Annotated in this window: 19 protein-coding genes, 5 tRNA genes and 1 pseudogene; 14 read left to right on the top strand and 11 right to left on the bottom strand. The window is 72.5% G+C overall.

Annotation, left to right across the window (positions count from 1 at the left end; genetic code table 11):
• Position 1: 1 nt before the first annotated feature.
• Positions 2-544, bottom strand: a complete 543-nt coding sequence (locus tag I2501_RS11250) for a helix-turn-helix domain-containing protein (protein ID WP_196193779.1) — start codon at positions 542-544, stop codon at positions 2-4.
• Between the two features lie 62 nt (positions 545-606).
• Between I2501_RS11250 and I2501_RS11255 the strand changes: the two genes are divergently transcribed.
• From I2501_RS11255 to argH, 3 genes are all read left to right on the top strand, one after another.
• Entirely contained in the window at positions 607-1959 is a 1353-nt protein-coding gene (locus I2501_RS11255) for an alpha/beta hydrolase family protein (protein WP_236046146.1), read from the top strand.
• Between the two features lie 134 nt (positions 1960-2093).
• Positions 2094-3290 carry an argininosuccinate synthase gene (locus I2501_RS11260; RefSeq protein WP_196193780.1) on the top strand — a complete coding sequence of 399 codons (1197 nt, stop codon included), beginning with the start codon at positions 2094-2096 and terminating at the stop codon, positions 3288-3290.
• A gap of 5 nt (positions 3291-3295) precedes the next feature.
• Positions 3296-4729 carry an argininosuccinate lyase gene (gene argH / locus I2501_RS11265; protein WP_196193781.1) on the top strand — a complete coding sequence of 478 codons (1434 nt, stop codon included), beginning with the start codon at positions 3296-3298 and terminating at the stop codon, positions 4727-4729.
• A gap of 195 nt (positions 4730-4924) precedes the next feature.
• Here argH and I2501_RS11270 read toward each other — a convergent pair whose 3' ends face one another.
• A complete protein-coding gene (locus tag I2501_RS11270) occupies positions 4925-5659 on the bottom strand; it encodes a lysophospholipid acyltransferase family protein (RefSeq protein ID WP_196193782.1) in 735 nt (244 codons plus the stop codon).
• A gap of 218 nt (positions 5660-5877) precedes the next feature.
• On the opposite strand from I2501_RS11270, the gene I2501_RS11275 reads away from it, so the two are divergent.
• Positions 5878-6177: a hypothetical protein gene (locus I2501_RS11275; RefSeq protein WP_196193783.1), complete on the top strand. Its 300-nt coding sequence runs from the start codon at positions 5878-5880 to the stop codon at positions 6175-6177.
• Here I2501_RS11275 and I2501_RS11280 read toward each other — a convergent pair.
• Positions 6166-7707: an FAD-dependent monooxygenase gene (locus I2501_RS11280; RefSeq protein WP_196193784.1), complete on the bottom strand. Its 1542-nt coding sequence runs from the start codon at positions 7705-7707 to the stop codon at positions 6166-6168. The two genes, I2501_RS11275 and I2501_RS11280, sit on opposite strands and share 12 nt — an antisense overlap.
• Positions 7708-8019: 312 nt before the next feature.
• On the opposite strand from I2501_RS11280, the gene I2501_RS11285 reads away from it, so the two are divergent.
• The 9 genes from I2501_RS11285 (at position 8020) to I2501_RS11325 (ending at position 20229) form a co-directional block, all read left to right on the top strand.
• Positions 8020-8526 (top strand): GNAT family N-acetyltransferase, encoded by a 507-nt coding sequence (locus I2501_RS11285; RefSeq protein ID WP_196193785.1) that lies wholly within the window; start codon positions 8020-8022, stop codon positions 8524-8526.
• Between the two features lie 333 nt (positions 8527-8859).
• A complete protein-coding gene (locus I2501_RS11290; RefSeq protein WP_196193786.1) occupies positions 8860-9861 on the top strand; it encodes a methionine ABC transporter ATP-binding protein in 1002 nt (333 codons plus the stop codon).
• On the top strand, positions 9858-10664 hold the full coding sequence (locus I2501_RS11295) for a methionine ABC transporter permease (protein WP_196193787.1): 807 nt from the start codon (positions 9858-9860) through the stop codon (positions 10662-10664). The genes I2501_RS11290 and I2501_RS11295 overlap by 4 nt, the downstream gene beginning before the upstream one ends.
• Positions 10665-10705: 41 nt before the next feature.
• Entirely contained in the window at positions 10706-11551 is an 846-nt protein-coding gene (locus I2501_RS11300; protein WP_196193788.1) for a MetQ/NlpA family ABC transporter substrate-binding protein, read from the top strand.
• A gap of 114 nt (positions 11552-11665) precedes the next feature.
• A complete protein-coding gene (locus I2501_RS11305) occupies positions 11666-12331 on the top strand; it encodes a GNAT family N-acetyltransferase (protein WP_196193789.1) in 666 nt (221 codons plus the stop codon).
• Between the two features lie 272 nt (positions 12332-12603).
• Positions 12604-13800 (top strand): precorrin-6y C5,15-methyltransferase (decarboxylating) subunit CbiE, encoded by a 1197-nt coding sequence (gene cbiE / locus I2501_RS11310; RefSeq protein WP_196193790.1) that lies wholly within the window; start codon positions 12604-12606, stop codon positions 13798-13800.
• Between the two features lie 335 nt (positions 13801-14135).
• Positions 14136-17945: a nicotinate-nucleotide--dimethylbenzimidazole phosphoribosyltransferase gene (gene cobT, locus I2501_RS11315; protein WP_196193791.1), complete on the top strand. Its 3810-nt coding sequence runs from the start codon at positions 14136-14138 to the stop codon at positions 17943-17945.
• A 230-nt stretch (positions 17946-18175) separates the two neighbouring features.
• Positions 18176-19402: a uroporphyrinogen-III C-methyltransferase gene (cobA, locus tag I2501_RS11320; protein ID WP_196193792.1), complete on the top strand. Its 1227-nt coding sequence runs from the start codon at positions 18176-18178 to the stop codon at positions 19400-19402.
• Between the two features lie 23 nt (positions 19403-19425).
• Positions 19426-20229: a TrmH family RNA methyltransferase gene (locus tag I2501_RS11325; RefSeq protein ID WP_196193793.1), complete on the top strand. Its 804-nt coding sequence runs from the start codon at positions 19426-19428 to the stop codon at positions 20227-20229.
• Positions 20230-20247: 18 nt separating this feature from the next.
• Here I2501_RS11325 and I2501_RS11330 read toward each other — a convergent pair whose 3' ends face one another.
• The 3 genes and pseudogenes from I2501_RS11330 to I2501_RS40915 all read right to left on the bottom strand — a co-directional run.
• Positions 20248-20883 (bottom strand): TIGR03086 family metal-binding protein, encoded by a 636-nt coding sequence (locus I2501_RS11330; protein ID WP_196193794.1) that lies wholly within the window; start codon positions 20881-20883, stop codon positions 20248-20250.
• Positions 20880-21377, bottom strand: a complete 498-nt coding sequence (locus I2501_RS11335) for an NlpC/P60 family protein (protein WP_408022722.1) — start codon at positions 21375-21377, stop codon at positions 20880-20882. The genes I2501_RS11330 and I2501_RS11335 overlap by 4 nt, the downstream gene beginning before the upstream one ends.
• A 1378-nt stretch (positions 21378-22755) precedes the next feature.
• Positions 22756-23566 (bottom strand): annotated as a pseudogene (locus I2501_RS40915) (serine/threonine-protein kinase); the annotation flags it as partial.
• 465 nt (positions 23567-24031) lie between these two features.
• Between I2501_RS40915 and I2501_RS11345 the strand changes: the two are divergent.
• Entirely contained in the window at positions 24032-24241 is a 210-nt protein-coding gene (locus I2501_RS11345) for a hypothetical protein (RefSeq protein ID WP_196194181.1), read from the top strand.
• 162 nt (positions 24242-24403) lie between these two features.
• Here the strand turns inward: I2501_RS11345 and I2501_RS11350 are convergent.
• The 5 genes from I2501_RS11350 to I2501_RS11370 all read right to left on the bottom strand — a co-directional run bounded on the left by I2501_RS11350 (position 24404) and on the right by I2501_RS11370 (position 24920).
• A tRNA-Val gene (locus tag I2501_RS11350) sits at positions 24404-24475 on the bottom strand.
• A gap of 49 nt (positions 24476-24524) precedes the next feature.
• Positions 24525-24596: transfer RNA gene (locus I2501_RS11355), tRNA-Val, on the bottom strand.
• 73 nt (positions 24597-24669) lie between these two features.
• Positions 24670-24741, bottom strand: a tRNA-Val gene (locus I2501_RS11360).
• Between the two features lies 1 nt (position 24742).
• A tRNA-Cys gene (locus tag I2501_RS11365) sits at positions 24743-24816 on the bottom strand.
• 31 nt (positions 24817-24847) lie between these two features.
• Positions 24848-24920, bottom strand: a tRNA-Gly gene (locus tag I2501_RS11370).
• Positions 24921-24998 lie beyond the last annotated feature (78 nt).

Consider the following 24998-nt stretch of genomic DNA (forward strand, 5'->3'; position numbering starts at 1 on the left):
CCTAACTGGGGCTCTCGGGCTGCTCGACCGGGAAGAGGATCGGGCTGAGCAGATAGCGGGCGCGTTCCGGGGTGGGCTCGTTGGCGAGGAGTGGCACGATCGCCTGCTGCAGCGCGCCGATGAGCGTGGTCAGTTCCTCCCGGCTCAGCCAGATCCCGTGCTGGCGGTAGCCGACCAGGTCGGCGAGGGGGTCGGCGGCGGGCTGGTCCAGGTAGCCGCTGAACTCGGCGATCAGGGTCGCCATCGCCGCCGTGAACGCGTGCCGGTGGTCGTCCGCGGTGAGTGACGCGAGGGTCTCGGCGTCCACGGAGGCCTTCTCCTGGCGCAGGCGGTAGCCGCGTTCGACCGCGCCGCGGACGCGGCGCTCCTCGGCGACCTCCAGTACGCCCGCGCCCGCGAGCTGGTCCACGTGCCGGTAGACCGTGGCCTTGCTGGTGTCGGGGATCCGCTCGCACAGCTGACTGGTCGTCAGCGTCCGTCCGCCGCGCAGGGCGTGGATGATGCGCAGGCGGACCGGGTGCGCGAAGAGTTCCAGGGAGTCCATCGTCGAATGCTCTCATGCGTGCTACCTTTCTCAAAGGTGAGAACAATCGAAGGGGGCACCTTATGGAGACAGCACAGCAAGCGGCCCAGCAAGCAGCGATGGCCGTCGGGCTGGCGGTCGTGGACCTGGCGATGCGAGGCGAGTTCGCCGCGATCGAGGCGCGGTTCGCGCCGAGGCTGCGGGTGGCTCTCCCCGCCGGCGGGTTGCGCAAGGCGTGGGAGACCGAGATCGGCGTGATCGGGGCGGAGCTGCGGCGCGGCGAGCCGACGGCTGAGGACATCGCACCGGGCCTGGTCCGCGTCAGGGTCCCGCTGACCGGTCGGCACGGCGGGCTGACGGTGCTGATGGGCATCGACGCCGAGGGCGCGTTGCAGGGCCTGCGGCTCGACGGCGCGGGCGGCGGCGGATCCGCGTGGGCCGCGCCCGCCTACGCCGACCCGGGCCGCTTCGAGGAGCGCGAGGTCGTTCTCGACGCCGGCCTCGGCCCCGTGACGGGAGTCCTCACGCTGCCGCGCGTCGGCGCGGAGGCCGCGCCCAGCGCGTCGGCCGCGTCGGCCCCGTCCGCCGCGACTGCCGGGCCCGCGCCGGGCGTGGTGCTGCTCTCCGGCGCGGGGCCCTTCGACCGGGACGGGACCGCCGGGCCGCTCAAGCCGCTCAAGGACCTCGCCTGGGGGCTGGCGAGCCGCGGCGTCGCGTCGCTGCGCTTCGACAAGGTGACCGGTGTCCACGCCGACCGTGTCGCCGCCACCCCTGGATTCACCCTGGCCGACGAGTACGTCCCGCACGCCGTCGCCGCCGTCCGCGCGCTGCAGGGCGCCCCCGGAGTCGATCCCGCGCGCGTCTTCGTGCTCGGCCACAGCGCGGGAGGCAAGGTCGCGCCGCGTGTCGCCGCCGCGGAGCCCTCCGTGGCAGGGCTGGTCCTGTTCGCCGCCGACGCGGCTCCGATGAACCACGCCGCGGTGCGCGTCTTCCGGCACATCGCCGCGCTCACCCCGGGGCTGGGGGCGGAGGCGGAGGCGGCCATCGCCGAGCTGGAGCGCCAGGCGGCCCGGGTGGACAGCCCCGACCTGGCCGCCGACACCCCCGGCGCGGAACTTCCGCTCGGCCTCTCCGGCGCGTACTGGCTCGATCTGCGCGGCTACGACCCCGTCGCCACCCTCGCGGCACTGGACATGCCCGCGTTGCTGCTCCAGGGTGGGCGCGACTACCAGGTGACGGTCGCCGACGACCTCGCCCTCTGGCGTGCCGGTCTCGACGGGCGGCCCGGGGTGACCGTCAGCGTCCACGAGCGGGCCGACCACCTCTTCTTCATGGGGGACGGCCCGGCCACGCCCGCGGATTACGCGGTCCCCGGACACGTCGACGGCGGCGTGGTCGCGGAGATCGCGGAGTGGATCACTGCGCAGCGGCTTTGAATTTCATACGGGGGCATGCATAATTATGCCTAGCGCCGCGAGGCTACGCCCGCAGTCGCCATGTGCCTTCCGTGGTCGCCCCGGCGGCCCCGGATGCATACCCCCGTCTGCCCTGTGAGTGATTGGAGATAGCCGTGACCGAGCGCGTCGTACTTGCCTACTCGGGCGGTCTGGACACGTCCGTCTGCATCGGCTGGATCGCCGAGGAGACCGGCGCCGAGGTGATCGCCGTCGCCGTCGACGTCGGCCAGGGCGGCGAGGACCTGAACGTCATCCGCGAGCGCGCCCTCGCCTGCGGCGCCGTCGAGGCCGAGGTCGCGGACGCCCGCGACGAGTTCGCCGACGAGTACTGCCTGCCGGCCATCAAGGCCAACGCGCTCTACCAGGGCGAGTACCCGCTCGTCTCGGCGCTCTCCCGTCCGGTGATCGTCAAGCACCTGGTCGCCGCCGCCAAGAAGCACGGCGCCACCACGGTCGCCCACGGCTGCACCGGCAAGGGCAACGACCAGGTCCGCTTCGAGGTCGGCATCTCCAACCTGGCCCCCGAGCTCACCTGCATCGCCCCGGTCCGCGACTACGCGATGACCCGCGACAAGGCGATCGCCTTCGCCGAGGCCAAGAACCTCCCGATCGTGACCACCAAGAAGTCCCCCTACTCGATCGACCAGAACGTCTTCGGTCGCGCCGTCGAGACGGGCTTCCTGGAGGACATCTGGAACGCCCCGATCGAGGACGTCTACGACTACACCCAGAACCCGGCGACGCCGCGCGAGGCCGACACCGTCGTCATCTCCTTCGAGGCGGGCGTCCCGGTCGCCATCGACGGACGGAAGGTGACGGTCCTTCAGGCGATCGAGGAGCTCAACAAGCGGGCCGGCGCCCAGGGCGTGGGCCGCCTCGACATGGTCGAGGACCGCCTCGTCGGCATCAAGTCCCGTGAGATCTACGAGGCTCCGGGCGCGATCGCGCTGATCACCGCGCACCAGGCGCTGGAGAACGTCACCGTCGAGCGCGAACTGGCCCGCTACAAGCGGCAGGTGGAGCAGCGCTGGAGCGAGCTGGTCTACGACGGCCTGTGGTTCTCCCCGCTCAAGCGCGCCCTGGACGGCTTCGTCGACGAGGCCAACCAGTCCGTCACCGGCGACATCCGGATGGTCCTGCACGGCGGCCGGGCCGTCGTCGACGGCCGCAAGTCCGGCGAGTCGCTCTACGACTTCAACCTGGCCACCTACGACACCGGCGACACCTTCGACCAGTCGATGTCCAAGGGCTTCATCGAGATCTTCGGCATGTCCTCGAAGATCGCCGCCAAGCGTGACCTCCAGGGCTGAGCACGATGGCTGAAAAGGCTGAGAAGGAAGACGTCCGGCTCTGGGGCGCGCGGTTCGCCGACGGCCCGTCGGAGGCGCTGGCCGCGCTTTCGGCGAGTGTGCACTTCGACTGGCGGCTCGCGCCCTACGACATCGCCGGTTCCAGGGCCCACGCCAAGGTCCTGCACCGGGCCGGGCTGCTCACCGACGACGAGCTGACCCGGATGCTGGACGGGCTCACCGCCCTGCTCGCCGACGTCGAGTCGGGTGCCTTCACCGGCACCGTCGCCGACGAGGACGTGCACACCGCGCTGGAGCGCGGCCTGCTGGAGCGGCTCGGCCCCGAGCTCGGCGGCAAGCTGCGCGCGGGCCGGTCCCGTAACGACCAGATCGCCACGCTCGGCAAGATGTACCTGCGCGACCACGCGCGGATCATCGGCGGCCTGATCCTGGACCTCCAGCAGGCGCTGGTCGGCCTCGCCGAGGCCCACCCGGGCGTGGCCATGCCCGGCCGCACCCACCTCCAGCACGCCCAGCCCGTCCTCTTCGCCCACCACGTGCTCGCCCACGTCCAGGCCCTCGGCCGGGACGCGGAGCGGCTGCGCCAGTGGGACGCGCGGACGTCGGTCTCGGCGTACGGCTCGGGCGCGCTGGCGGGCTCCTCGCTCGGCCTCGACCCGCAGTACGTCGCGGCGGAGCTGGGCTTCGAGGGCGGCTCGGCGGGCAACTCGATCGACGGGACGGCGTCCCGTGACTATGTCGCCGAGTTCGCCTTCATCACGGCGATGATCGGCATCAACCTCTCCCGCATCGCGGAGGAGGTGATCATCTGGAACACCAAGGAGTTCGGCTTCATCACGCTGCACGACGCCTTCTCCACGGGCTCCTCGATCATGCCGCAGAAGAAGAACCCGGACATCGCGGAGCTGGCCCGGGGCAAGTCCGGCCGCCTGATCGGCAACCTGACCGGCCTGCTGGCCACCCTCAAGGCGCTGCCGCTGGCGTACAACCGGGACCTCCAGGAGGACAAGGAGCCGGTCTTCGACTCCTGCGACACCCTTAAGGTGCTGCTCCCGGCGTTCACCGGGATGATGGCGACGCTGACGGTCCACGAGGAGCGCCTGGAGGAGCTGGCCCCGGCCGGGTTCTCGCTGGCCACGGACATCGCCGAGTGGCTGGTCAAGCGCGGCGTCCCCTTCCGGGTGGCGCACGAGGTCGCGGGCGCGTGCGTGAAGTTCTGCGAGCCGCGCGGCATGGAGCTGTGGGACCTGACGGACGAACAGTTCGCGGAGATCAGCCCGGAGTTGACCCCGGACGTCCGCGAGGTCCTCTCCGTCCACGGCGCGATCGCCGCCCGCAACGGGCGCGGCGGCACCGCGCCGGACGCGGTCGCGGTCCAACTCGCCGAGGTCAAGAGCAACCTGACCCTCCAGCAGGAGTGGCTCGACGCGAAGCGCTGACGCGTCGGCAGTCCCGACAGCCGTGCCAGGCCGGTCATGTGACCGGCTCGGCACGGCTGTCGCATACATCGCCACCTGTAGGGGCGCAGGGAACTGCGCGAGAGGCCACCCTGTGCGGACGGCCCTGTCCATTGAGGACCATCTGCCCCGGGTGGCTTCTGGCGCTGCAGCTACCTCGCCGGCATCAGCTGACCGTCAGGCCGCCTTGCCGACAGTGCTCTCGCTCTCGGCGGCCTTGGCCGCCTTCGCGGCCAGCAGCTTCGCCTTGGTGGCGTAGATGTCCACGTACTCCTGACCGGAGAGGTCGAGGATCGCGGAGACGATCTCGTCCGTCACTGCCCGGAGCACGAAGCGGTCGCGCTGCATGCCCTCGTAGCGGTCGAACGTCAGCGGCTTGCCGAAGTGGATCTCCGGGCGGACCCGGAACGGCCGGCGCCAGCGCATGCTGCCGTTGGCCTGGACCTCGTCTGTGGCCACCAGGCCGACGGGGATGACCGGCGCGCCGCTGGCCAGCGCGAGGTGGGCGACGCCGGTGCGTCCGCGGTGGAGGCGGCCGTCGGGGCTGCGGGTGCCCTCCGGGTAGATGCCGAAGAGGCGGCCCGCCGCCAGCTCGCGCATGCCCGTGTCGATCGCGGCCGTGGAGGCGCGGCCACCGCTGCGGTCGACCGGGACCGCGCCGACGCCGCGGAAGAAGGAGGCCATCAGTCGGCCCTTGACGCCGCGGCCGGTGAAGTACTCCTCCTTGGCGACGTAGTGCACCTGACGCGGCGCGGCCAGCGGGAGGAAGACCGAGTCGCAGAACGACAGGTGGTTCGGCGCGATGATCGCGGGGCCGTCGAGGGGGATGTTCTCGACCCCGGTCACCCGGGGCCGGTAGACCGTGCGGACCACGGGGCCGACCACGATCTTCTTGAGCAGCCAGTAGAACACCGTTCCTCCGTCATCTGTGCCTGGCGCGGGCGCGATGCGCAGGATCCTAGTCGCCTCCCGTTACCGACGGGTACACCGGGCGACGTGCTCTCGGTTACATTCCGTTGATCGCTTGATTACAGCTGAGTGTCCCAGCCGTTCCTGTGGGTTTGCCCTCGTTCGGGTGGCGGTCGGGCCGGCGTGCTGCCGAGGCGGCGTCAAAGGCCGTTGTCCCAGGCATGGACAGTGCGTATGCGATCCCTGAGTTCGAGGTCCCGGCCGGACTGCGGCTGCCGCGACGCGCCACCTGCCCGGAGGCGCGCGTCCTCGCGCGGGAGCGTGCCGCGGAGGTGCGCGCCGCCGTCGCGCTGCTGCCTGCCCGGTGCGCGGAGCTGGTGGGCGCGCTCCTCGACGAGCCCACCACCGACTACGGCGAACTGGCCGCGCGGCTGCGGATGCCGCGCGGCAGCATCGGACCGACGCGCTCACGCTGTCTCAGTTGCCTGAGACGGCGTCTCGCGCCGCTGTCAGCCCTGTAGCTCACCCGCCGCGGCCGGCTCGCCCAGCCACCCGCCGATGCCCGCGCTCACCTGCTGCGCCGTCGGGCCGTCAGCCGCCCAGGCCACGTACGCGTCCGGGCGCACCAGCACCACCCGGCGCCTCAGCCTCGGCGAGGTGACGTGCAGCAGCCGGTCCGACCAGCCGTCTTCGGGGGCGTGACCGTCCCCGCTGACCAGGACGAATTTCCCTTCCCGCAGCGCCTCGTAGAGCCGCGACGGGCCCTTGCCGTCCGGCTCCGCGTCGCGGGACAGCTCCAGATCGGGGGCGCGCGTGCCGACGTACCGATTGGAGCCGGTCGGAGCCTGCTTGCGGTACGAGATGCCGATGCCGGAGATCTCCAGCCCGCCGCGTCGGGTCAGCGGACGCAGCCGGCTGCCGACGCCCTTCATCAGCGTGCGCGCCAGCCGGGGTGCCGGTTCGTCACCGATCGACAGCCGCAGCAGTCCGCCGGAGGTGCGCAGGACGTGCGCCCCGACCGGGTGCCGCTCGGCCTGGTAGCTGTCGAGCAGGTCCCGCCTGGCCCAGCCGCGCAACGCGGCGGCCAGCTTCCAGCCCAGGTTGGCGGCGTCCTGCAGGCCGGTGTTCATGCCCTGGCCGCCGGCGGGGGAGTGGCAGTGCGCCGCGTCGCCCGCGAGGAAGACCCGGCCGACCCGGTAGGTCGGTGCCTGCCGCTCGTCGCTGTGGAACCGGGAGAGCGCGCGCGGCTCGTGCGGGCCGAAGTCCTCGCCGAGGATCTTGGTGGTCACCTGGCAGAGCCGGTCGAAGTCGACGGGGGCGCGGTCCGGCTGCTGGTCGTGCCGGTCCCAGGTGAGGATCCGGTACCAGCCGTCCCCGTAGGGCGCCATGAAGGTGAAGCCGTCCTCGCTCGCGCCGACGTTCAGCAGGCTGTCCGGCTCCCGCTGGAGCCGGACGTCGGCGAGCATCACCGACTGGATCGCGGACTCGCCCGGGTACGGAACGCCCAGCAACTCGCGCACGGTGCTGTGGACGCCGTCGGTACCGACGGCGTACGTGCTACGGAAGGTGACGGTGTCCCCGTCCACCGTGGCGTCCACCTCCACGCCGAGGGCGTCCTGGCGCAGCGCGGTGACCTGCGCTCCGCGCACCAGGGTGACCCCGGCGTCCAGGGCGCGGCGCTGGAGCACGGCCTCGGTGTTGTACTGAGGGGTGATCAGCACCAGCGGGAAGCGGCTGGGCAGCTGGCGCATCTCCACCTTGAGCCTGCCGAAGATCTGCAGGTTGTCGATCTGAGCCCCGGTCTCCAGCAGCTCCTCCGCCAGACCGCGGGCGTCCAGCTGCTCCAGCGTCCGCGCGTGGACGGCGAAGGCGCGGGAGAGGTTGGACTCGTCCTTCCGCTTCTCCAGCAGCGCCACGCGCAGTCCCGCCGCGGCGACGTCCCCGGCCAGCAGCAGGCCGGTCGGCCCGGCGCCGACGACGACGAGGTCGTAGTCGGTCCCGGTGCTGTGGCCCTGGCTCTCGCCCTCGCTCTTGCGTGTGCTCGTGCTCATCGCTCGTTGCTCCCCCGAAGACGTGGTGAGGCGGTTCGGCGGCGCCGCAGTCAGGGCGCTCCGTTCGAGTGTGGCGTGAGGAGTGTCACTCTGGCCCTAACTCGGCTGTGTCGCAAGGAAAGCCGCTCCAGCGGGGGAACAGGTCCGGCGACCGCGCAGGTTGCAATCGGAGTACCGCGGGGTAAAGGGCTCTGGAACGTTCGCCGGTGGCACCGCATGATCGTCGGGCGGACCACACCTCCGGTCAGGGCATCCCGGTCGCTTCCCCTCAGTTCCGCGCGGCCGGGCTCACGAGAAAGGGAGGAAGCGCACATGGGCATGAGCGTGACCACCTCGGTCGCCACCGAGGACGACGCCGAGCGGATCCTGAAGCTCCAGTACCTCTGCTACCAGGGCGAGGCCGAGCTCTACGGCGACTGGGCCATCGACCCGCTGACGGAGAGCCTGGAGAGCGTGCGCGCCGAGCTGAAGAACCGTCACATGCTGGTCGCCCGCCTCGGCGACGAGGTCGTGGGCGCGGTCCGCGGCTGGGTCGACGCGGACGGCATCGGCAGGATAGAGCGGCTCTGCGTCCACCCACGGATGCAGCGCCACGGCCTCGGCACCCGCCTGGTACGCGCCATGGAGACCCTCCTCACAGCGGAGGACCCGAGCCCGCGCTCCTTCCGCCTCTCCACCGGCCACCGCAGCGTGGGCAACCTGCGGCTGTACCAACGGCTGGGCTACCGCCGCGTGGACGTGGAGGAGGTCAACAGCCGCCTGAGCTTCGTCGGCCTGGAGAAGTCCGTGGAGGCGCAGAACTTGGCCGCGACGGCTTAGCGGCAACACCTCAGGGGCGCGACAAGCCACCCGCGACAGGTGGTCCTCGCGCCCCTAGGGGATAAGTACAACTTCTTTCTTGTCAAAGAATCCGTTTTGGATGATCCAGGGATCATCTGCTTAACTAGGTCCATGACTTCGAACACGACCTTCCTCCTCACCGGCGCGATGCCGGCAGGTGGTCGTGGCATGCGCGCGATGACGCGCATGTGTTGTCGAATGTGCTTCGGCTGCTGAGCCCTGCCGCTCAGTCCCCTTCCTGCCTGTAGAGCCACGCTCCGGGCTGCCCTCGCGCGAGTGCGAACGTCCTCGCGCCGACCCACGGAAACACCTGTGATCACCACATCTGACCTGCGTAAGGTCTACCGTGCCCATGGCCGGGACACCGTCGCGCTCGACGGCGTCGATCTCCACGTCCGCACCGGCGAGGTCTACGGCGTCGTCGGTACCAGCGGCGCCGGGAAGAGCACCCTCATCCGCTGCGTCAACCTGCTGGAGCGGCCCTCCTCGGGCAGCGTCCAGGTGGACGGACGCGAGCTGACCTCGCTCTCCGCAAGCGAGCTGCGGGCCACCCGCCGCTCCATCGGGATGGTCTTCCAGCACTTCAACCTGCTGGCCCGCCGCACGGTCGCCGAGAACGTCCAGCTGCCGCTGGAGCTGACCGGGCTGACCCGGCGCGAGCGCGCCGCCAAGGCGGCCGAGCTGCTCGACCTGGTCGGCCTCGCCGACAAGGCCCGCGCCTACCCGGCGCAGCTGTCCGGCGGGCAGAAGCAGCGCGTCGGCATCGCCCGCGCGCTGGCCGGGGACCCGAAGGTGCTGCTCTCCGACGAGGCGACCTCCGCGCTCGACCCGGAGACCACCCGCTCCGTCCTCCAGCTGCTGCGCGAGCTCAACCAACAGCTGGGCCTGACCGTCCTGCTGATCACGCATGAGATGGACGTCATCAAGTCCGTCTGCGACTCCGCCGCGCTGATGCGGGCGGGCAAGGTCGTCGAGTCCGGCACGCTGAACGAGCTGCTCGCCCGTCCCGGCTCGGAGCTGGCCCGCGAGCTGTTCCCGCTCGGCGGCGGCACGCCGGTCGCCGGTGACGAGCCGTTGCAGGGCAGCACCCTGGTCGACATCACCTTCCAGGGCGACGCGGCCGTCCAGCCGTTCATCTCGCAGCTGGCCCGCACCTACAACGTCGACGTCAACATCGTCGGCGCGGCGGTCGAGACGATCGGCGGTCGCCAGGTCGGCCGGATGCGCGTAGCGCTGCCCGGCAGCTTCGAGGAGAACGTCGTGCCGATCGGCTACCTGCGTGAGCAGGGCCTGCAGGTTGAGGTGGCAGCGTGAACTGGTCGGACATGCAGCCGCTGCTGGTGCAGTCGACGCAGGAGACCTTCTGGATGGTCGGCTGGGCGACTCTTGCCACCGTCGTGGTCGGCCTGCCGCTCGGACTGCTGCTGGTGCTGACCCGCCGGGGCGGGCTGCTCCAGAACGCGGCGGCCAACAAGCTGATCGGAGCGATCGTCAACATCGGCCGCTCGCTGCCGTTCGTGATCCTGATCGTGGCCATCATCCCGTTCACCCGCTGGGTGACCGGCACCACGCTGGGATGGCAGGCGGCGACCGTGCCGCTGGCCGTCGGTGCGATCCCGTTCTTCGCCCGGCTGGTCGAGACGGCCGTCGGCGACGTGGACGGCGGGCTGGTCGAGGCCGTGCAGGCGATGGGCGGTTCGACCTGGACGGTCGTCCGCAAGGCGCTGTTGCCCGAGTCGCTGCCGGGCCTGATCTCGGCGCTGACCACCACCGTCATCGCGCTGATCGGCTACTCGGCCATGGCCGGAACGGTCGGCGGCGGCGGACTTGGCACGCTGGCCATCAACTACGGCTACATGCGCTTCGAGACCACCTTCATGTGGGTCATCGCGGCCGAGCTGGTCGTCCTGGTGACCCTGGTCCAGCTGGTCGGCGAGGGCCTCGCCCGCAGCCTCGACCACAAGCGCGGCACCACCTCCCGGCGGTTCACCCTCGGAGGCTCGCTCCGACGGTCCGTCACCACTCCCACGACTTCCGTGGTCCCGGCGTCCGACGACGACGCGACAGCCACGGACACCCCCGCGCAGGAGCCGGTTCCCACCGGCACCACGCGCTGACCCACCCGCACCGCAAGCACAACCAAGGAAGGGCACTTTTCGTGCGTACCTCCGTGAAGCTCACCACCACCGTCCTCGCCACCGGCGCCCTGGCCCTCTCGCTGGCCGCCTGCGGTTCCGGTTCGACCTCCGGCAGCGCCTCCGGCTCGGCCGCGGACGCGAACAAGCCGTTGATCGTCGCCGCCTCGCCGACGCCGCACGCGCAGATCCTCGACTTCATCGCGAAGAACCTCGCGCCCAAGGTCGGTCTGAAGCTCCAGGTCCAGGTGGTGACCGACTACGTCACCCCGAACCTCGCCGTGCAGGACGGCTCCGCCGACGCGGACTACTTCCAGCACCTGCCGTACCTCCAGGACTTCAACAAGAGCCACGGCACCGACCTCGTCTCCGTCGAGGCCGTCCACCTGGAGCCGCTGGGCCTGTACTCGAACAAGGTGAAGTCGGCGAAGGCGCTCGCCGACGGGGCGACCATCGCGGTGCCGAACGACGCCACCAACGAGGGCCGCGCCCTCAAGCTGCTCGCCGACAACGGCCTGATCACCCTGAAGCCCGACGCGGGCATCACTGCGACGCCGGACGACATCGCGAGCAACCCGAAGCACCTCAAGTTCCAGGAGATCGACGCGGCCCAGCTGCCGCGCACCCTGAGCGACGTCGACGCGGCCGTCATCAACGGCAACTACGCGCTCGACGCCCACCTCAGCCCGACGAAGGACGCGCTGCTGCTGGAGAAGGCCCAGGGCAACCCCTACGCCAACATCCTCGCCGTCAAGGCCGGGAACCAGAACGACCCGCGCGTCAAGAAGCTCGCCGAGCTGCTGCACTCGCCGCAGGTCAAGCAGTACATCGAGCAGACCTTCGGCGGGGCGGTGATTCCGGCCTTCTGACGGAGCGAGTAGCCTCGATCTCCCACAGCCGTCAGTGCCTGTTCGCCCCGGAGCCGTTCGGCGCGCCGGGGCAAACAGGTGACGGCGGCCCCCACCCTGGAGCATGATCGTTCCATGAGCAGCAGCGATACGGCGACCGGTCCGTCCGGGTCCGGGTCCGCGGAGACCGCGGGGTCCGCGTGCGGGTTCCCGGACATCACCATCAACACCGATCGCCTGGTGCTGCGCGCCTTCGAGCCCGAGGACGCCCCGGCTCTGGCCGAGATGATGAACGACGAACTGGTCCACCAGTGGACCACCGTGCCCCACCCCTACACCGCCGCCGACGCCCACGCCTGGGTCCACGGCCGCGCCGCCCGCGAGCGCGACACCTGCCGGGGACTGGTGCTGGCGGCGGTCGAGTTCCTGACCCAGCGTCTGATCGGCACCGTCCGGCTCCGCGCCACCGACTGGCGTCTGCGCAGCACCGAGGCCCAGGTCGTGGTCGCCCCCTGGGCCCGCGGCGAGGGCTACGCCGGAGAGATCGTCCACGCGGTCGCGCAGTGGCTCTTCGAGGACCAGAAGTTCGAGCGGCTGGAGCTCCGCACCGCCGCCGGCAACATCTCCGCCCAGCAGGTGGCCCAGAAGCTGGGCGCGATCAGCGAGGGCGTGCTGCGCAGCTCCTGGCTGGTACGCGGCGCCGACGCGACGCCCGACCGCGAGACCCGCTCCGAGCTGATCGTCTGGAGCCTGCTGCCGGAGGACCTGTCGGTGGACGACCTCGAACCCGACTGGTCCTGAGTCCCTCTCCTCGGCCCCCGGCGGAGCTCACAGCTTTCCCGGGGTGATCGCCGCCCCCGAAACCGTTAGCCTGTCCGTCGCGGACGCCGGGAGCTCGCTCGCGCCGTCGCGCGCTGTTCGCATGCCCGCCCGACGCACGCGACGCCCGACCCGGACGACACGCCCGGGCTGCGCGTCGACGCCGAACCCGCACAGAACCGACACACCGACACATCGACCGCGCTGACGCCGGCTGGGGGGACTCGCGGAGAGCATGGAGAGGCGGAACCGCCGTGGCTGACCGCGTCACCGTCATCGGCTGGGACGGCTCGCCGCTCAGTCAGTCCGCGCGCGCCGCGCTCGACGCGGCCACGCTGGTGGCCGCGGGCGGCAACCAGCTGCAACAGCTCGACCTCGGCAAGGGCGTCGAGCGGATGGTGCTGGGCAGCGTCGAACTGGTGGCCCGCAGGATCGCCGAGCACCGAGGTGCGGCCGTCGTGGTGGCCGAGGGCGACCCCGGGTTCTTCGGCGTGGTGCGCACGCTGCGCCGTCCCGAGTTCGGGCTGGAGATCGAGGTCATGCCGGCCGTCTCCGCCGTCGCCGCCGCCTTCGCGCGGGCCGGGATGCCGTGGGACGACGCGCAGATCGTCAGCACCCACAACCGGGGACTGCGCCGCGCGGTCAACATCTGCCGCGCCCACCCGAAGGTCGCGGTGCTGACCGCGCCCGGCGCCGGCCCCTCCGAGCTCGCGCTGATGCTGCGTGACGTGCACCGCACCTTCGTGATCTGCGAGGCGCTCGGCACGCCCGAGGAGAACGTCACCGTCCTCACCTCCGACCGGGTCCCCAACCACCTGTGGCGGGACCCGAACGTGGTGCTGGTCGTCGGCGGGCCCGCGCGCACCGAGTCGCTGCCGCCCTCCGGCTGGCTCGCCGGTCGCCCGGTCGACTTCCCCGGCCCCGCGCGCGGCTGGGCGCTCCCCTCCGAGCAGGCCGGGTACGAGCGTGAACTCCCGGCCCCGGTGCGGGCATTGGTGCTCGCCCGGCTCGGCCCGCGCCCCGGTGACCTGCTGTGGGACATCGGCGCGGGCGACGGCGCGGTCGCCGTCGAAGCGGCCCGCAGCGGCGCGGCGGTCATCGCCGTCGACCGCGACGCGGACGCCTGCGCCCGCCTCGACGTCAACGCGCGCCGCGCGGGCATCGAGGTGCAGACCGTCCCGGGCAGCGCGCCGGAGGCCCTCGCCGACCTCCCCGAGCCGGACGTGGTCCTGGTCCGCCACGGCGCGGACATCCTGCGCGCCTGCCTGACCCGCCGTCCGGAACGCGTCGTCGCGGTCCCGCGCACCCTCACTCAGGCCGAGGAGCTCCGACACGCCTTCGCGGCGGCCGGGTACTCGGTCGCGGGCACGCTGCTGCAGTCCTCACCGCTGGACGCCTCCGGCGAGCTGGGCGCGGCGGTGCCGAGGTATGTGCTGTGGGGGGACCGCTAGCGCCGGTCGAACGTCTGTGCGTCCATGAGGCAAGACCGTGGCACTGCCCGTCACTGACGGCAGGTAGGCTGACGCTCTGTTCTTACGGGGCGAGCGCAACGTGGCGGAAGCCACAGCGCGGGCGGGCGTGCTCGTTGGCCATCGCCCCTGATGGGACGGAAGAATGCCGGTTGAGTCCGGGGCGATCGTGCCGGTTGCCCCGGTTCTGTCGTTCTTGTTGCGGCAGGCCGGTGCTCTCCGGCCCACCGCAGCGAGGCGAGGACCGGAACGGTGGGTGTCGCGGTCGTGGACCGCGTCGCCGCGCACGCCAGGCGGCCCTGGAAGGAGCCAGTGACATGAGCGAATCCGGCAACGTCCCGAACGGGGGGCAGGTCTCGGGCGCCGAGCCGGAGCAGGTGCCGCAGGCGGACAGCCGCCCTGCGTACACCTTCCTCGACGAAGTGGACGACGAGGAGGAGCTGCTCATGCCCGGTCCGCAGGACGCCTGGAACGAGGCCACGGTGAGGGGTCAGGGCGCGCCGATGCCCGCACCGCACGCCGCGCCGGTCCCGCCGTCCGCCCAGATCCCGCACGCCGCGCAGCCGATGCAGGCGGCGCACTTCCAGGGCGGCGTGCCCGGTCAGGAGATGTACCTCCAGCAGCCGGTGCTCGCTGAGCCGTCCGGGCTCGCGGCCCACGCGGCGCAGGTTCCGAGCCCCGGCCAGATGATCGACCCGCTGACGGACCCGCTGCCGCAGCTGTTCAACGAGCCGCTGACCGGTCCTCACGCCGATCCGGTGCCGTACGCCGTGGAGCCGGTCGCGCCCGTCGCCCCGGTCGTGCCCGTCGTGCCCGAGCCCACGCCTACGGGTGACGTCGCGTACGCGCAGGAGCACGCCGGTGCGCCCGCGCCGTCCTGGCCGCCGGTCGCGCCGCCCGTGCTGCACGCCGAGGCCATCCCGGACGTGCTCAACGGCGTCCCGGCCGAGGCGATGGCGCAGGCACCTGTGCAGGCGCAGCCGGAGTTCCAGCCGGACGTTCAGCCCGACGCCCAGGCGGCGTACGCGGCCGAGGCCCAGCCCGGCGTCGAGCAGGCGCAGGCGTCGGGTCCGGGCGTCGCGGAGCAGCAGGCGCAGCGCCGTCCGCTGCACGCCGGTCCGCCCATCCCCGACCCGTCCCTGATGACGGGCCAGGTCCCGGTCCGCTCGCTGGCCGACCGTGGGCCCAGCGGCGCGAACTCCGGTCTTCCGTCCGGTACGCCGCCGCACGGCATCCCGGTGCCGGTGGTTCCGGTTCCCGCCGGTGCCACCAACGGTGCGCCCGAGTACCTCGACCAGACCGCCGCAGCGGAGCCCGCCCACGCTCAGGTCCAGGTCCAGGTCCAGGTCCAGGACCACGCTCAGGCCCTGGTCGACCCGACGCAGGCTCAGGCAGGCGCGCCGATCGCCGTGGCGACCGCCATGCCCACGCCCATCGTCCCGCCGCAGATGCCGTCCCCGGAGAGCACGCTGGGCGGCAACGCCGCGTCCGCGCAGCAGCACGCCGAGGCCGTCGCGGCACCGGTCGCGCCTGAGGCACCCGTGGTGCACCAGCCGGAGCAGCCGGAGCAGGTCGAGCAGCCCGCCCAGGTGCCGGCGAGGGACGAGCCGACGGCCATGCCCGTCGCCGAGGCTCCCGTCGCGGAGGCGGTGATTCCGGCGCAGGGCGCGCGCGTTGACGGTCCGCAGAGCCGGATCGCCAGCTTCATCGCGCCGCCGTCCGGTGCACCGGTGGAGGTTCCGGCCGTCCCGGTCGAGCCGGAGGTCACCGCGCAGGGCACCGGTGTGCTCACCGTCGACCCGGAGCCGGTCGCCGTGCAGCCTGACGCCACGTCCGAGGCCCCGGCCGAGACGCAGCCGCAGGCTGCTGTCGCCGAGCAGGCGAACGAGCACGTGAACGAGATCGTGAACCAGAACGACGTCCCGACCGAGTCGCCGGCCGTCGAGAACGTTGTGGAGCCCGCCGTCGAAACCGTCGCCGAAACCCCCGTCGAGTCCGCTGCTGCCGTCGAGGCGCCTGTCGGCGCCCCGATCGTGATCGAGCCCGCTGCCGCCGAGGCCCCCGCTGACGCCGCCCAGCCCGAGGCCGTCACCGCGCCCGAGCAGCCCGCCGAGGCGAAGCCGGAACCGGCCGAGGACGCGACCCCGGAGCCCGACACCCAGGCCGCCGCCGAGCAGGCCGCGCAGCCGGAGCAGCCGGTGGAGGCCGCGCAGCCCGCCGCCGCGCCTGAGCCGGACGCCGTCACGGTCGCTGCCGACGCCGAGACCCAGCCCGAGGCGCAGCAGCCCGTGGCCGCCGTCGAGGCGGACGCGAAGCCTGAGGCGGTCGAGGATGCCGAGGACGCCGACGAAGCGGAGGACGAAGAGGTGGACGGCGAAGCAGCACCGGCCTACAACGAGGACATGCGCGAGGCGGTCCACCGCGTCATGCGTGAGCGTCGCGACATCCGCAACGGCTTCCGCACCGACCCGATCCCGCACGAGGTGCTGATCCGCGTCCTGGAGGCCGCCCACACCGCGCCCAGCGTCGGATACTCGCAGCCCTGGGACTTCGTGGTCATCCGCTCCGCGAAGACCCGGGCCCGGATGCACGAGCTGGCGGAGCGTCAGCGCGACGTCTACGCCGACTCCCTCCCCAAGAGCCGCGCCAAGCAGTTCAAGGAACTGAAGATCGAGGCGATCCGGGAGACCCCGGTCAACATCGTCGTCACCGCCGACCGTACCCGCGGTGGTCGCCACACCCTCGGCCGTCACACCCAGCCGCAGATGGCGCCGTACTCGGCCGCGCTCGCGGTGGAGAACCTCTGGCTCGCCGCGCGTGCCGAGGGCCTCGGTGTGGGTTGGGTCAGCTTCTTCGACGAGGAGGAGCTCGTCCGCGAGCTCGGCCTGCCGGACCACCTGGAGGTCGTCGCCTACCTCTGCGTCGGCTACGTCAACGAGTTCCCCGACGAGCCGGAGCTCGCGCAGGCGGGCTGGGCGAAGAAGCGTCCGCTCTCCTGGGTGGTGCACGAGGAGACCTACGGCCGCCGCGCCCTGCCGGGCGAGGAGCCGCACAGTGTGCTGCAGGAGACCCTGCGCGGCATCCGCCCGCTGGACGCCAAGGCGCTCGGCGAGGCGTGGGACCGGCAGAAGCGGATGACCAAGCCGGCCGGCTCGCTGGGCATGCTGGAGATAATCTCCGCTCAGCTCTGCGGCCTCTCCCGCAAGTGCCCGCCGCCGATCCCCGAGCCCGCGTGCGTCGCGGTCTTCGCGGGCGACCACGGCGTGCACGCCCAGGGCGTCACCCCGTGGCCGCAGGAGGTCACGGCGCAGATGGTCGGCAACTTCCTGGCGGGCGGCGCGGTCGTCAACGCGTTCGCCACCCAGCTGGGCGCCGAGGTCTGCGTGGTCGACGTGGGCGTCGCCTCCGAGCTGCCCCCGGCGATCGAGTCCGGCCGCACCACCGGCCTGCTGCCGCGCAAGGTCCGTCCGGGCACGGCCGACATGACGCAGGGCCCCGCGATGTCCCGCGAGGAGGCCATGCGCGCGCTGGAGGTCGGCATCGAGACCGCCCGCGACCTGGTCGCGGCGGGCAACAAGGCGCTGGTCACCGGCGACATGGGGATCGCCAACACCACCGCGGCGGCGGCGCTGATCTGCGTCTTCACCGGCGAGGACCCGGCGGTCGTCACCGGTCGCGGCACGGGCATCGACGACGAGACGCACGCCCGCAAGGTCGCCGTCATCCGTCAGGCCCTGGAGCTGCACCGTCCGGACCCGGCCGACCCGATCGGTGTCCTCGCGGCGGTCGGCGGCTTGGAGCACGCGGCCATCGCGGGCTTCCTGCTGGGCGCGGCGTCGCTGCGCACGCCGGTGATCCTGGACGGCGTGATCGCCGGTTCGGCGGCGCTGGTCGCCAAGGCGATCGCCCCCGAGGTGCTCGCCGCGTGCATCGCGGGCCACCGCTCGGCGGAGCCGGGTCACAAGGCGGCGCTGGCGAAACTGGGTCTGCGTCCGCTGATCGACCTCGACCTCCGTCTCGGCGAGGGCACGGGTGCGCTGCTGGCGCTGCCGCTGGTCCAGTCGGCGGCGCGGGCGATGCACGACGTCGCCACGTTCGACTCGGCCGGGGTCACCGAGAAGCACTGACGCCCTGACGGGCGGCAGAATCGCTTCTGCATGGGAACGTGCGGTGGGTCACCTTTTGCTGCCGCATGTGGTTGCAGCACGCTAGGGGCGCGAGGAACTGCGTGACAAGCCACCCTGTGTGGTGAGTCGCTGATCGAGCAGGGCCATCCGCATCGGGTGGGTTTCTCGCGCAGTTCCCCGCGCCCCTGATTGTTCCCTTCGCCGTTCTCACGTTCTCCGGAGTGCAACTGATGCCCACCGCCCCGCTCGACGACGACACCACCCCGCCGTACCCCGTCGGATTGCGACTGGCCGGCCGCAGGGTCGTCGTGCTCGGCGGGGGACAGGTGGCCCAGAGGCGGCTGCCGGCCCTGCTGAACGCGGGCGCCGACGTGGTCGTGATCGCGCCGGAGACGACGCCCGCCGTGCAGGCGATGGCCGACGCCGGTGAGCTGCGCTGGGAGCAGCGCGGCTACCTGCCCGGTGATCTCGCGGACGCGTGGTACGCGCTGATCGCCACCTCCGACCCGGAGACCAACGCCACCGCCGCGGCGCACGCCGAGACGCTCCGCGTCTTCTGCTCGCGTGCTGACGACGCGTCCGCCGCCTCGGCGTGGACGCCCGCCAGCGGGCGGCAGGAGGGGACGGTCGTGGCCGTGCTCTCCGGCGACCCACGCCGGTCCGCGGGGCTGCGGGACGCGATCATCGGCGGGCTGCGCGACGGCAGCCTCGCCGCCGCACACCACCGCGGCCGCACGGCCGGGGTCGCGCTCGTCGGCGGGGGACCGGGCGACCCGGACCTGATCACCGTGAAGGGCCGCCGCCTGCTCGCCGAGGCCGACGTCGTCGTCGCGGACCGGCTCGCCCCGCGCGAGCTGCTTGAGGAGCTGCCGCCGCACGTCGAGGTGATCGACGCGTCCAAGATCCCCTACGGCCGGTACATGGCCCAGGAGGCGATCAACAACGCGCTGATCGAGCTTGCCAAGGCGGGCAAGTTCGTGGTCCGGCTCAAGGGCGGCGACCCCTACGTCTTCGGGCGCGGCATGGAGGAGCTGATCGCCTGCACCGAGGCGGGCGTGCCGGTCGTCGAGGTGCCCGGCATCTCCAGCTCCATCAGCGTGCCTGCTGCGGCCGGGATCCCGGTGACGCACCGGGGCGTGACGCACGAGTTCTCCGTCATCTCCGGCCACGTCGCGCCCGAGGACGAGCGCTCGCTGGTCGACTGGGACGCCGCCGCCAAGATGCGCGGCACCCTGGTGCTGCTGATGGCCGTCGAGCGGATCGGCGCCATCTCCGCCGCGCTGGTCGCGGGCGGCCGCGCGCCGGAGACGCCGGTGGCTGTGGTTCAGGAGGGGACCACCGCCGCGCAGCGCGTCGTCCGGGCCACGCTGGCCGACGTCGCCGCCGTCGTCGAGGCCGAGGGCATCCGGCCGCCCGCCGTCGTCGTGATCGGTGACGTCGTCGCCTTGGCACCGTGAGCCGTAGCGGGCAGGATCGACCCGTGGCCGAGCTCATCACCATCAAGGACCCGGAGGACCCGCGCCTCCACGACTACGTCGCCCTGACCGACGTCGAACTGCGCCGCCGCCGCGAGCCGGCGGAGGGCCTGTTCATCGCCGAGGGCGAGAAGGTGATCCGGCGTGCCCGGCTGGCCGGGTACCGGATGCGGTCGATGCTGCTGTCGGCCAAGTGGATCGACCAGATGAAGGACGTCATCGACGAGGTCCCGGCCCCGGTCTACGCGGTCACCCCGGCCGTCGCCGAGCAGGTCACCGGCTACCACGTGCACCGCGGCGCGCTCGCGTCGATGCAGCGCAAGCCCGCCGCGTCGGTCAAGGACGTGCTGGCCGGGGCGCGGCGGGTCGCGGTCTTCGAGGACCTGGTCGACCACGCCAACACCGGTGCGGCCTTCCGCAACGCGGCGGCGCTCGGCGTCGACGCGGTCCTGCTCAGCCCGCGCTGCGCGGACCCGCTCTACCGACGCTCCGTCAAGGTGTCGATGGGCGCGGTGCTCAGCCTCCCCTACGCGGTCCTCGACCCGTGGCCGGACGGGCTCACGCTGCTGCGCGACGAGGGCTTCACCATCGCCGCCCTCTGCCTCGCCGACCGGGCGATCCCGCTGGACGAGTTCGTCGCCCGCAGGCACGAGCGCCTGGCGCTGGTCTTCGGCACGGAGGGCAGCGGCCTCTCCACGGCGGCTCTGCGTGCGGCCGACGAGTGGGTCACCATCCCGATGGCCAACGGCGTCGACTCGCTCAACGTGGCGGCGGCCTCCGCCGTCGCCTTCTACGCCACGCGACGGTAGGACACGTCCGCTTGGGCGCTAACGGTCGGCCGCAGCCCAGCCAGGGTCGCGGCCGGTCACGCCGAGCAGGCGGTGCAGCGGTGGCGCGTCGTTCGGCACGGTGACCGGCGGGCCGAACAGGCCCGGCAGTCCTGCCGGGTTCTGCTCGGCGATGGACCAGGCCCAGGCGTAGGCGGCGTTGATCGCCGGGTCGTCGGTGCCGTCGTGCGCGGGGAAGGGCTGCCCGGTGGCGGCGGCCAGGTCCCAGCCGTGGACGAGCACCTCGTCCAGCCCGGCTGCGCCCGCGATCTCCGCGGGCAGGTCCAGCCCGCCGACCGTGGTGACGCCCGTCCAGGCCTCGGTCGGCTCCCAGGCCGCCGCCAAGGCGTCGAGCCGCTCCGGCAGGCGGTCGCGCCAGTCGTCGCCGAGCCGTGACGCGTCCGGCGTCCTGGCCCGGCCCCCGTCGGGCAGCTGCTCCTTCCGGGCCGCCGCGGCGAAGGCGAGGCAGAGGCCGTCGATATGGTCGAGCAGCGCGGCGACGGTGATCCCGCCGCAGGGCGTCGGCGCGTCGAGCTGCTCGTCGCGCACACCTCGGACGACGTGGCCGACCAGCGTCGTCGCGGGGCGGAAGTCGACGGGGTCCGCGGGGTGGGGTCCTGCAACCGGCGTGGTCATGGGTGGGTCTCCTCGTGCTGGGCCGTCCTCCGAGTCTCTCTCCGTCCGCCCGGCTCGGCCACGCGTTTGACGCCGATCAGCACCCGGTAGCGCTCGCGCGCCCGGAAGTCGGCAAGGGACCAGACGGCCGGTCGGCCGATCTCGCGGCAGAGGTGGAGGACGCGGTCCGGGGCGAGGCAGACGCCGACGTGGGCGCCGTAGGGGTCGGCGGTCGGGCCGAAGAGGAGCAGGTCCAGCGGTCGGGCGGTCGCGACGACGGTCGTGGCCGTGTCGTCCGACCACAGGTCGCTGGAGCGCAACGGCGGTACCCGCAGCCCGAAATGGGCCAGCACGGCATAGGCGTAGAGCTGGCAGTTCGCGCCTTCGGCGAGTTCAGGCCGGTCGGCGACGGCGGGGGAGCCGGGGTAGCAGGAGCCGACGTACGGCACGTCGACCAGCTCGTCCGGCAGCAGCGCGGAAAGCCCGCCCTGCCAGGGGAGTTCGCCCGGGACCACGCCCGTCCCGCCGCTCAGCCCCGCGTCGCGGAGGCGGAGGGCGAGCCGTCGGCGGCCAGGGCGGTGCCGGTCGCCGTGGCAGCGGCAGTGGTGGTGGCGGAGCCGGACGCCGAGGTGGTGGGCGAGGCGACGCCGGGCGCGGACGCCGCCGTGCTTCCCGGCCAGGTCTCCGTCATGGTGCCCTTGGCGGCGACCGTGTAGCGGGTGGTGCTGACCGTGCGGGTGCCGGTCGCCGGGGTGCTCTCCGCGCGGACCACCGCGCCGTTCTGGATCTGCCAGCTGCTGTTGCCGTTGGGGTTGCCGGTCGAGGCGTGCGCGGCCAGCAGCACCGGGTCGCCGCTCGACGTGACCTGGTACAGCTCGATCATGTCCTCGGGCACCGCCTGGACCCGGCGGGTCAGCACGACCACGGCCGCGGGCCGGCCCAGATAGCGGGCGGGCAGCACCGTGGTCAGGGTGACCGGGGAGCCGGGCCCGGTGCCGTGGCCTGCGCGCAGGTCGATCCGGGAGCCGTCGGCGGGGTCCTGGTACGAACGCCCGCCCCAGTCGATCGCGGTGACCGTCTGGGTCGACGGGTCACCGGCCGACATCGCGACCAGCCCCTGGGACGCGTCCTGGGCGACGGATCCGGCGGAGGCCGTCGCCTGCGCGGCCACCGGGCTCGCCGGGGCGGAGCCCTTGGGCGAACGGCTCTCGCAGCCCTGGGCGGTGGCGATCGCCAGCGCCACGCCGACGGTGACGGTGATGAAGACGATCAGGCGCTGCCGCAGCAACCGCCGCCGCGCGGCAGGACCGCCGGGACGGTTGGCGGGCCGGTTGGCCGGACGGTTCGGCGGGGGCGTGCGCTGCGCTCCACGCGGGGGCGCGGGACGGCGCGCGGGCGTGGGCTGCGGCTCACGTGCCGTCGCGGACGCCGGACGCCGGGCCCCGGACGGGCGGGCAGCGGCGGACGCGGATCCGGACGCCTTTCCGGACGCCGCTCCGGAGGCGGATCCCGTCGCCGCCGCGGCTCCAGCTCCCGCACTCGCGCCGGACGCGGCGCCCGCGCCCGACTCCGCGCCCGCACGCGGAGCCTGCGCGCCGGGACGTGCCCCCTGCGGACGCCCCTCCCGCACGCCGGGACGCCGGGCGTCGCGCGGCGACCCCGCCATCCGCTGGGCGTCCCGCTGGGCCTCACGTTGCGCCTCGCGCTGGGCCTGCCGCTGCGCCTCACGCTGAGGGTCCCGGTGCTGGTCCCGCTGCGGATCGCGGTGCGGGTCGTGCGGGCGGGCGCGCGAGTCGCGCTGTGTGTCCGGGAGGGTGTCCTGCTGCGCCTCGTGCCCGTCGCGCTGCGGGCGCGCGGGGTGCTGCGCCGGCGTCGCGATGCTGCGGCCGATCGCGGCTCCGCGCGCGGCCAGTTCCCGCAGCTTGTCGTGGACCTGGGCCGGGGTCGGCCGGTCCGCCGGATCCTTGGCCAGGCAGGCGCGGATCAGCGGAGCCAGCGCCGCCGGAACCTCCGTCAGATCCGGCTCCTCGTGGACGACCCGATAGAGCATCACTTCCGAGCTGCCGGAGCCGAACGGGGTGTCCCCGGTGGCCGCGTAGGCCAGCGTGCTGCCGAGCGAGAAGACGTCCGTGGCGCCCGTCACACCGACGCCGCGCACCTGCTCCGGCGCGAGGAAGCCGGGGGAGCCGACGGCCGTGCCCACGTGCGTCAGTGTGCTCGCGCCGCTGGACCAGGCGATGCCGAAGTCGATGATCCGCGGGCCCTTGGGCGAGAGCAGGATGTTGGACGGCTTGAGGTCGCGGTGCACCACACCCGCGTCGTGGACCTGGGACAGGCCGTCGGCCAGCGCCGCGCCCACCGCCGCGAGTTCGGGCCAGGGCAGCGGACCGTCGTCCCCGACCCGCTTGTAGAGGGAGGGCCCGGGGACGTAGACCGTTGCCAGCCACGGACGTTCGGCGTCGATGTCGGAGGCGACGAGCCGGGCGATGCAGCCGCCGCGGATCCGGGAGGCGGCGGCGACCTCACGCGCGAAGCGGGTGCGGAACTCCTGGTCCTCGGCCAACTCGGCCCGGATCAGCTTGAGGGCGACCTTCTGGCCCTTGCGGTCGGCGCCGAGGTAGACGTCGCCCATCCCGCCGCTGCCGAGACGGCGGTGCAGCCGGTAGGGGCCGACGAGCCGCGGGTCCTCCCGTCGGAGCCGCATCATCGCCACCTTGCCGTCCCGTCCCACCGTCAGATCGCCGCCGTGAGGCGGGTGCTGATCTGTGTCTCGTGCGTCTGTCGTGTGTCTGTCGTTCGTCCTACGGTCGTCCGGTCCGCCCGTCCGGTCGGTTCGCGCCGTCTGCCAGGGCACAGCTTACGGACTCGCGCCGCCGGTGTGCTGATACGCAACGCAGCCGCACCCGAGAGGCGGACTCAGGGTTCTCCCTGAGGGTTCGGCCGGGGCCTTCTCCACCTCGGGGACGAGATCCACGGCGGGCGGGTCCTCCTCGGGGATGCACCGAGGACCCTGCGTCGGCATGACGACCGGGAATGCGGGGAGTCATACGGTGGTTGTGTGCGGTGGGCGGGACGCTCGTCCCCCGAGGTTCTCCGCCTGCCGCCCTCAGCAGACCGGCTCCGTCCGCGCGCTGGGGTTACACGAGTAAGGACGACGACGGTGACGGGCATGACGACGAAGAGGCGGATGGGGGAGTTGGCGATGGCGATGCAGACGGAGGGCCCGGCGCGGCGGCGCAGGTCGCCCGAGGGCACGAGGAACCCGCTTGTCGCGCTTGCCATCGCCCTGCCGGTCGCGGCGCTGCTCGCCTACGCGTTCGGCGCCTGGCACCAGTTCGCCCTGCAGGCGAACACCGTGGTGCAGCTGATGGGCCACTGAGGCCCGTCCCGACGGCCCTGTGCCGTCCCCGAGAACGGCGGGTGCCGTGTCCGGTCTGTCGGTGAGGGCAGCCCGGGCGCGGTGCTCGCACGCTGCCCCTTCGGCGACCTCCGAGACGGGCAACGCGAAGGCCCCCAGGCTCAGCCTGGGGGCCTTCTTCGGTGCGCGATACTGGGATTGAACCAGTGACCTCTTCCGTGTCAGGGAAGCGCTCTCCCGCTGAGCTAATCGCGCGGGGGTACTGCTCCGGATCATGCTGTGGTGCCCGCTCCCGGAGGAGCAGTGCGCGATACTGGGATTGAACCAGTGACCTCTTCCGTGTCAGGGAAGCGCTCTCCCGCTGAGCTAATCGCGCGGGGGTACTGCCGGTGGTGCTGGTACTGCGGTACTGCCAGGTCGTGCCGTGCTGCACACCCCCGAAGGGGCAGTGCGCGATACTGGGATTGAACCAGTGACCTCTTCCGTGTCAGGGAAGCGCTCTCCCGCTGAGCTAATCGCGCATGGAGGTGGAGACGGGATTTGAACCCGTGTACACGGCTTTGCAGGCCGTTGCCTCGCCTCTCGGCCACTCCACCAGGAAAAGACCGACAAGCGATCTTCCTTCCGAGCGGACGACGGGATTCGAACCCGCGACCCTCACCTTGGCAAGGTGATGCTCTACCAACTGAGCCACGTCCGCGTGATCTCCGGTCGGCTTTCCGCTTACTTTCTGCGGTCCGCGTCCCGGCGACGTGTTGAACTCTAGCGGATTCCGGGC

This window comes from Streptacidiphilus fuscans (assembly GCF_015690355.1).
In the GTDB taxonomy this organism is placed as follows: domain Bacteria; phylum Actinomycetota; class Actinomycetes; order Streptomycetales; family Streptomycetaceae; genus Streptacidiphilus; species Streptacidiphilus fuscans.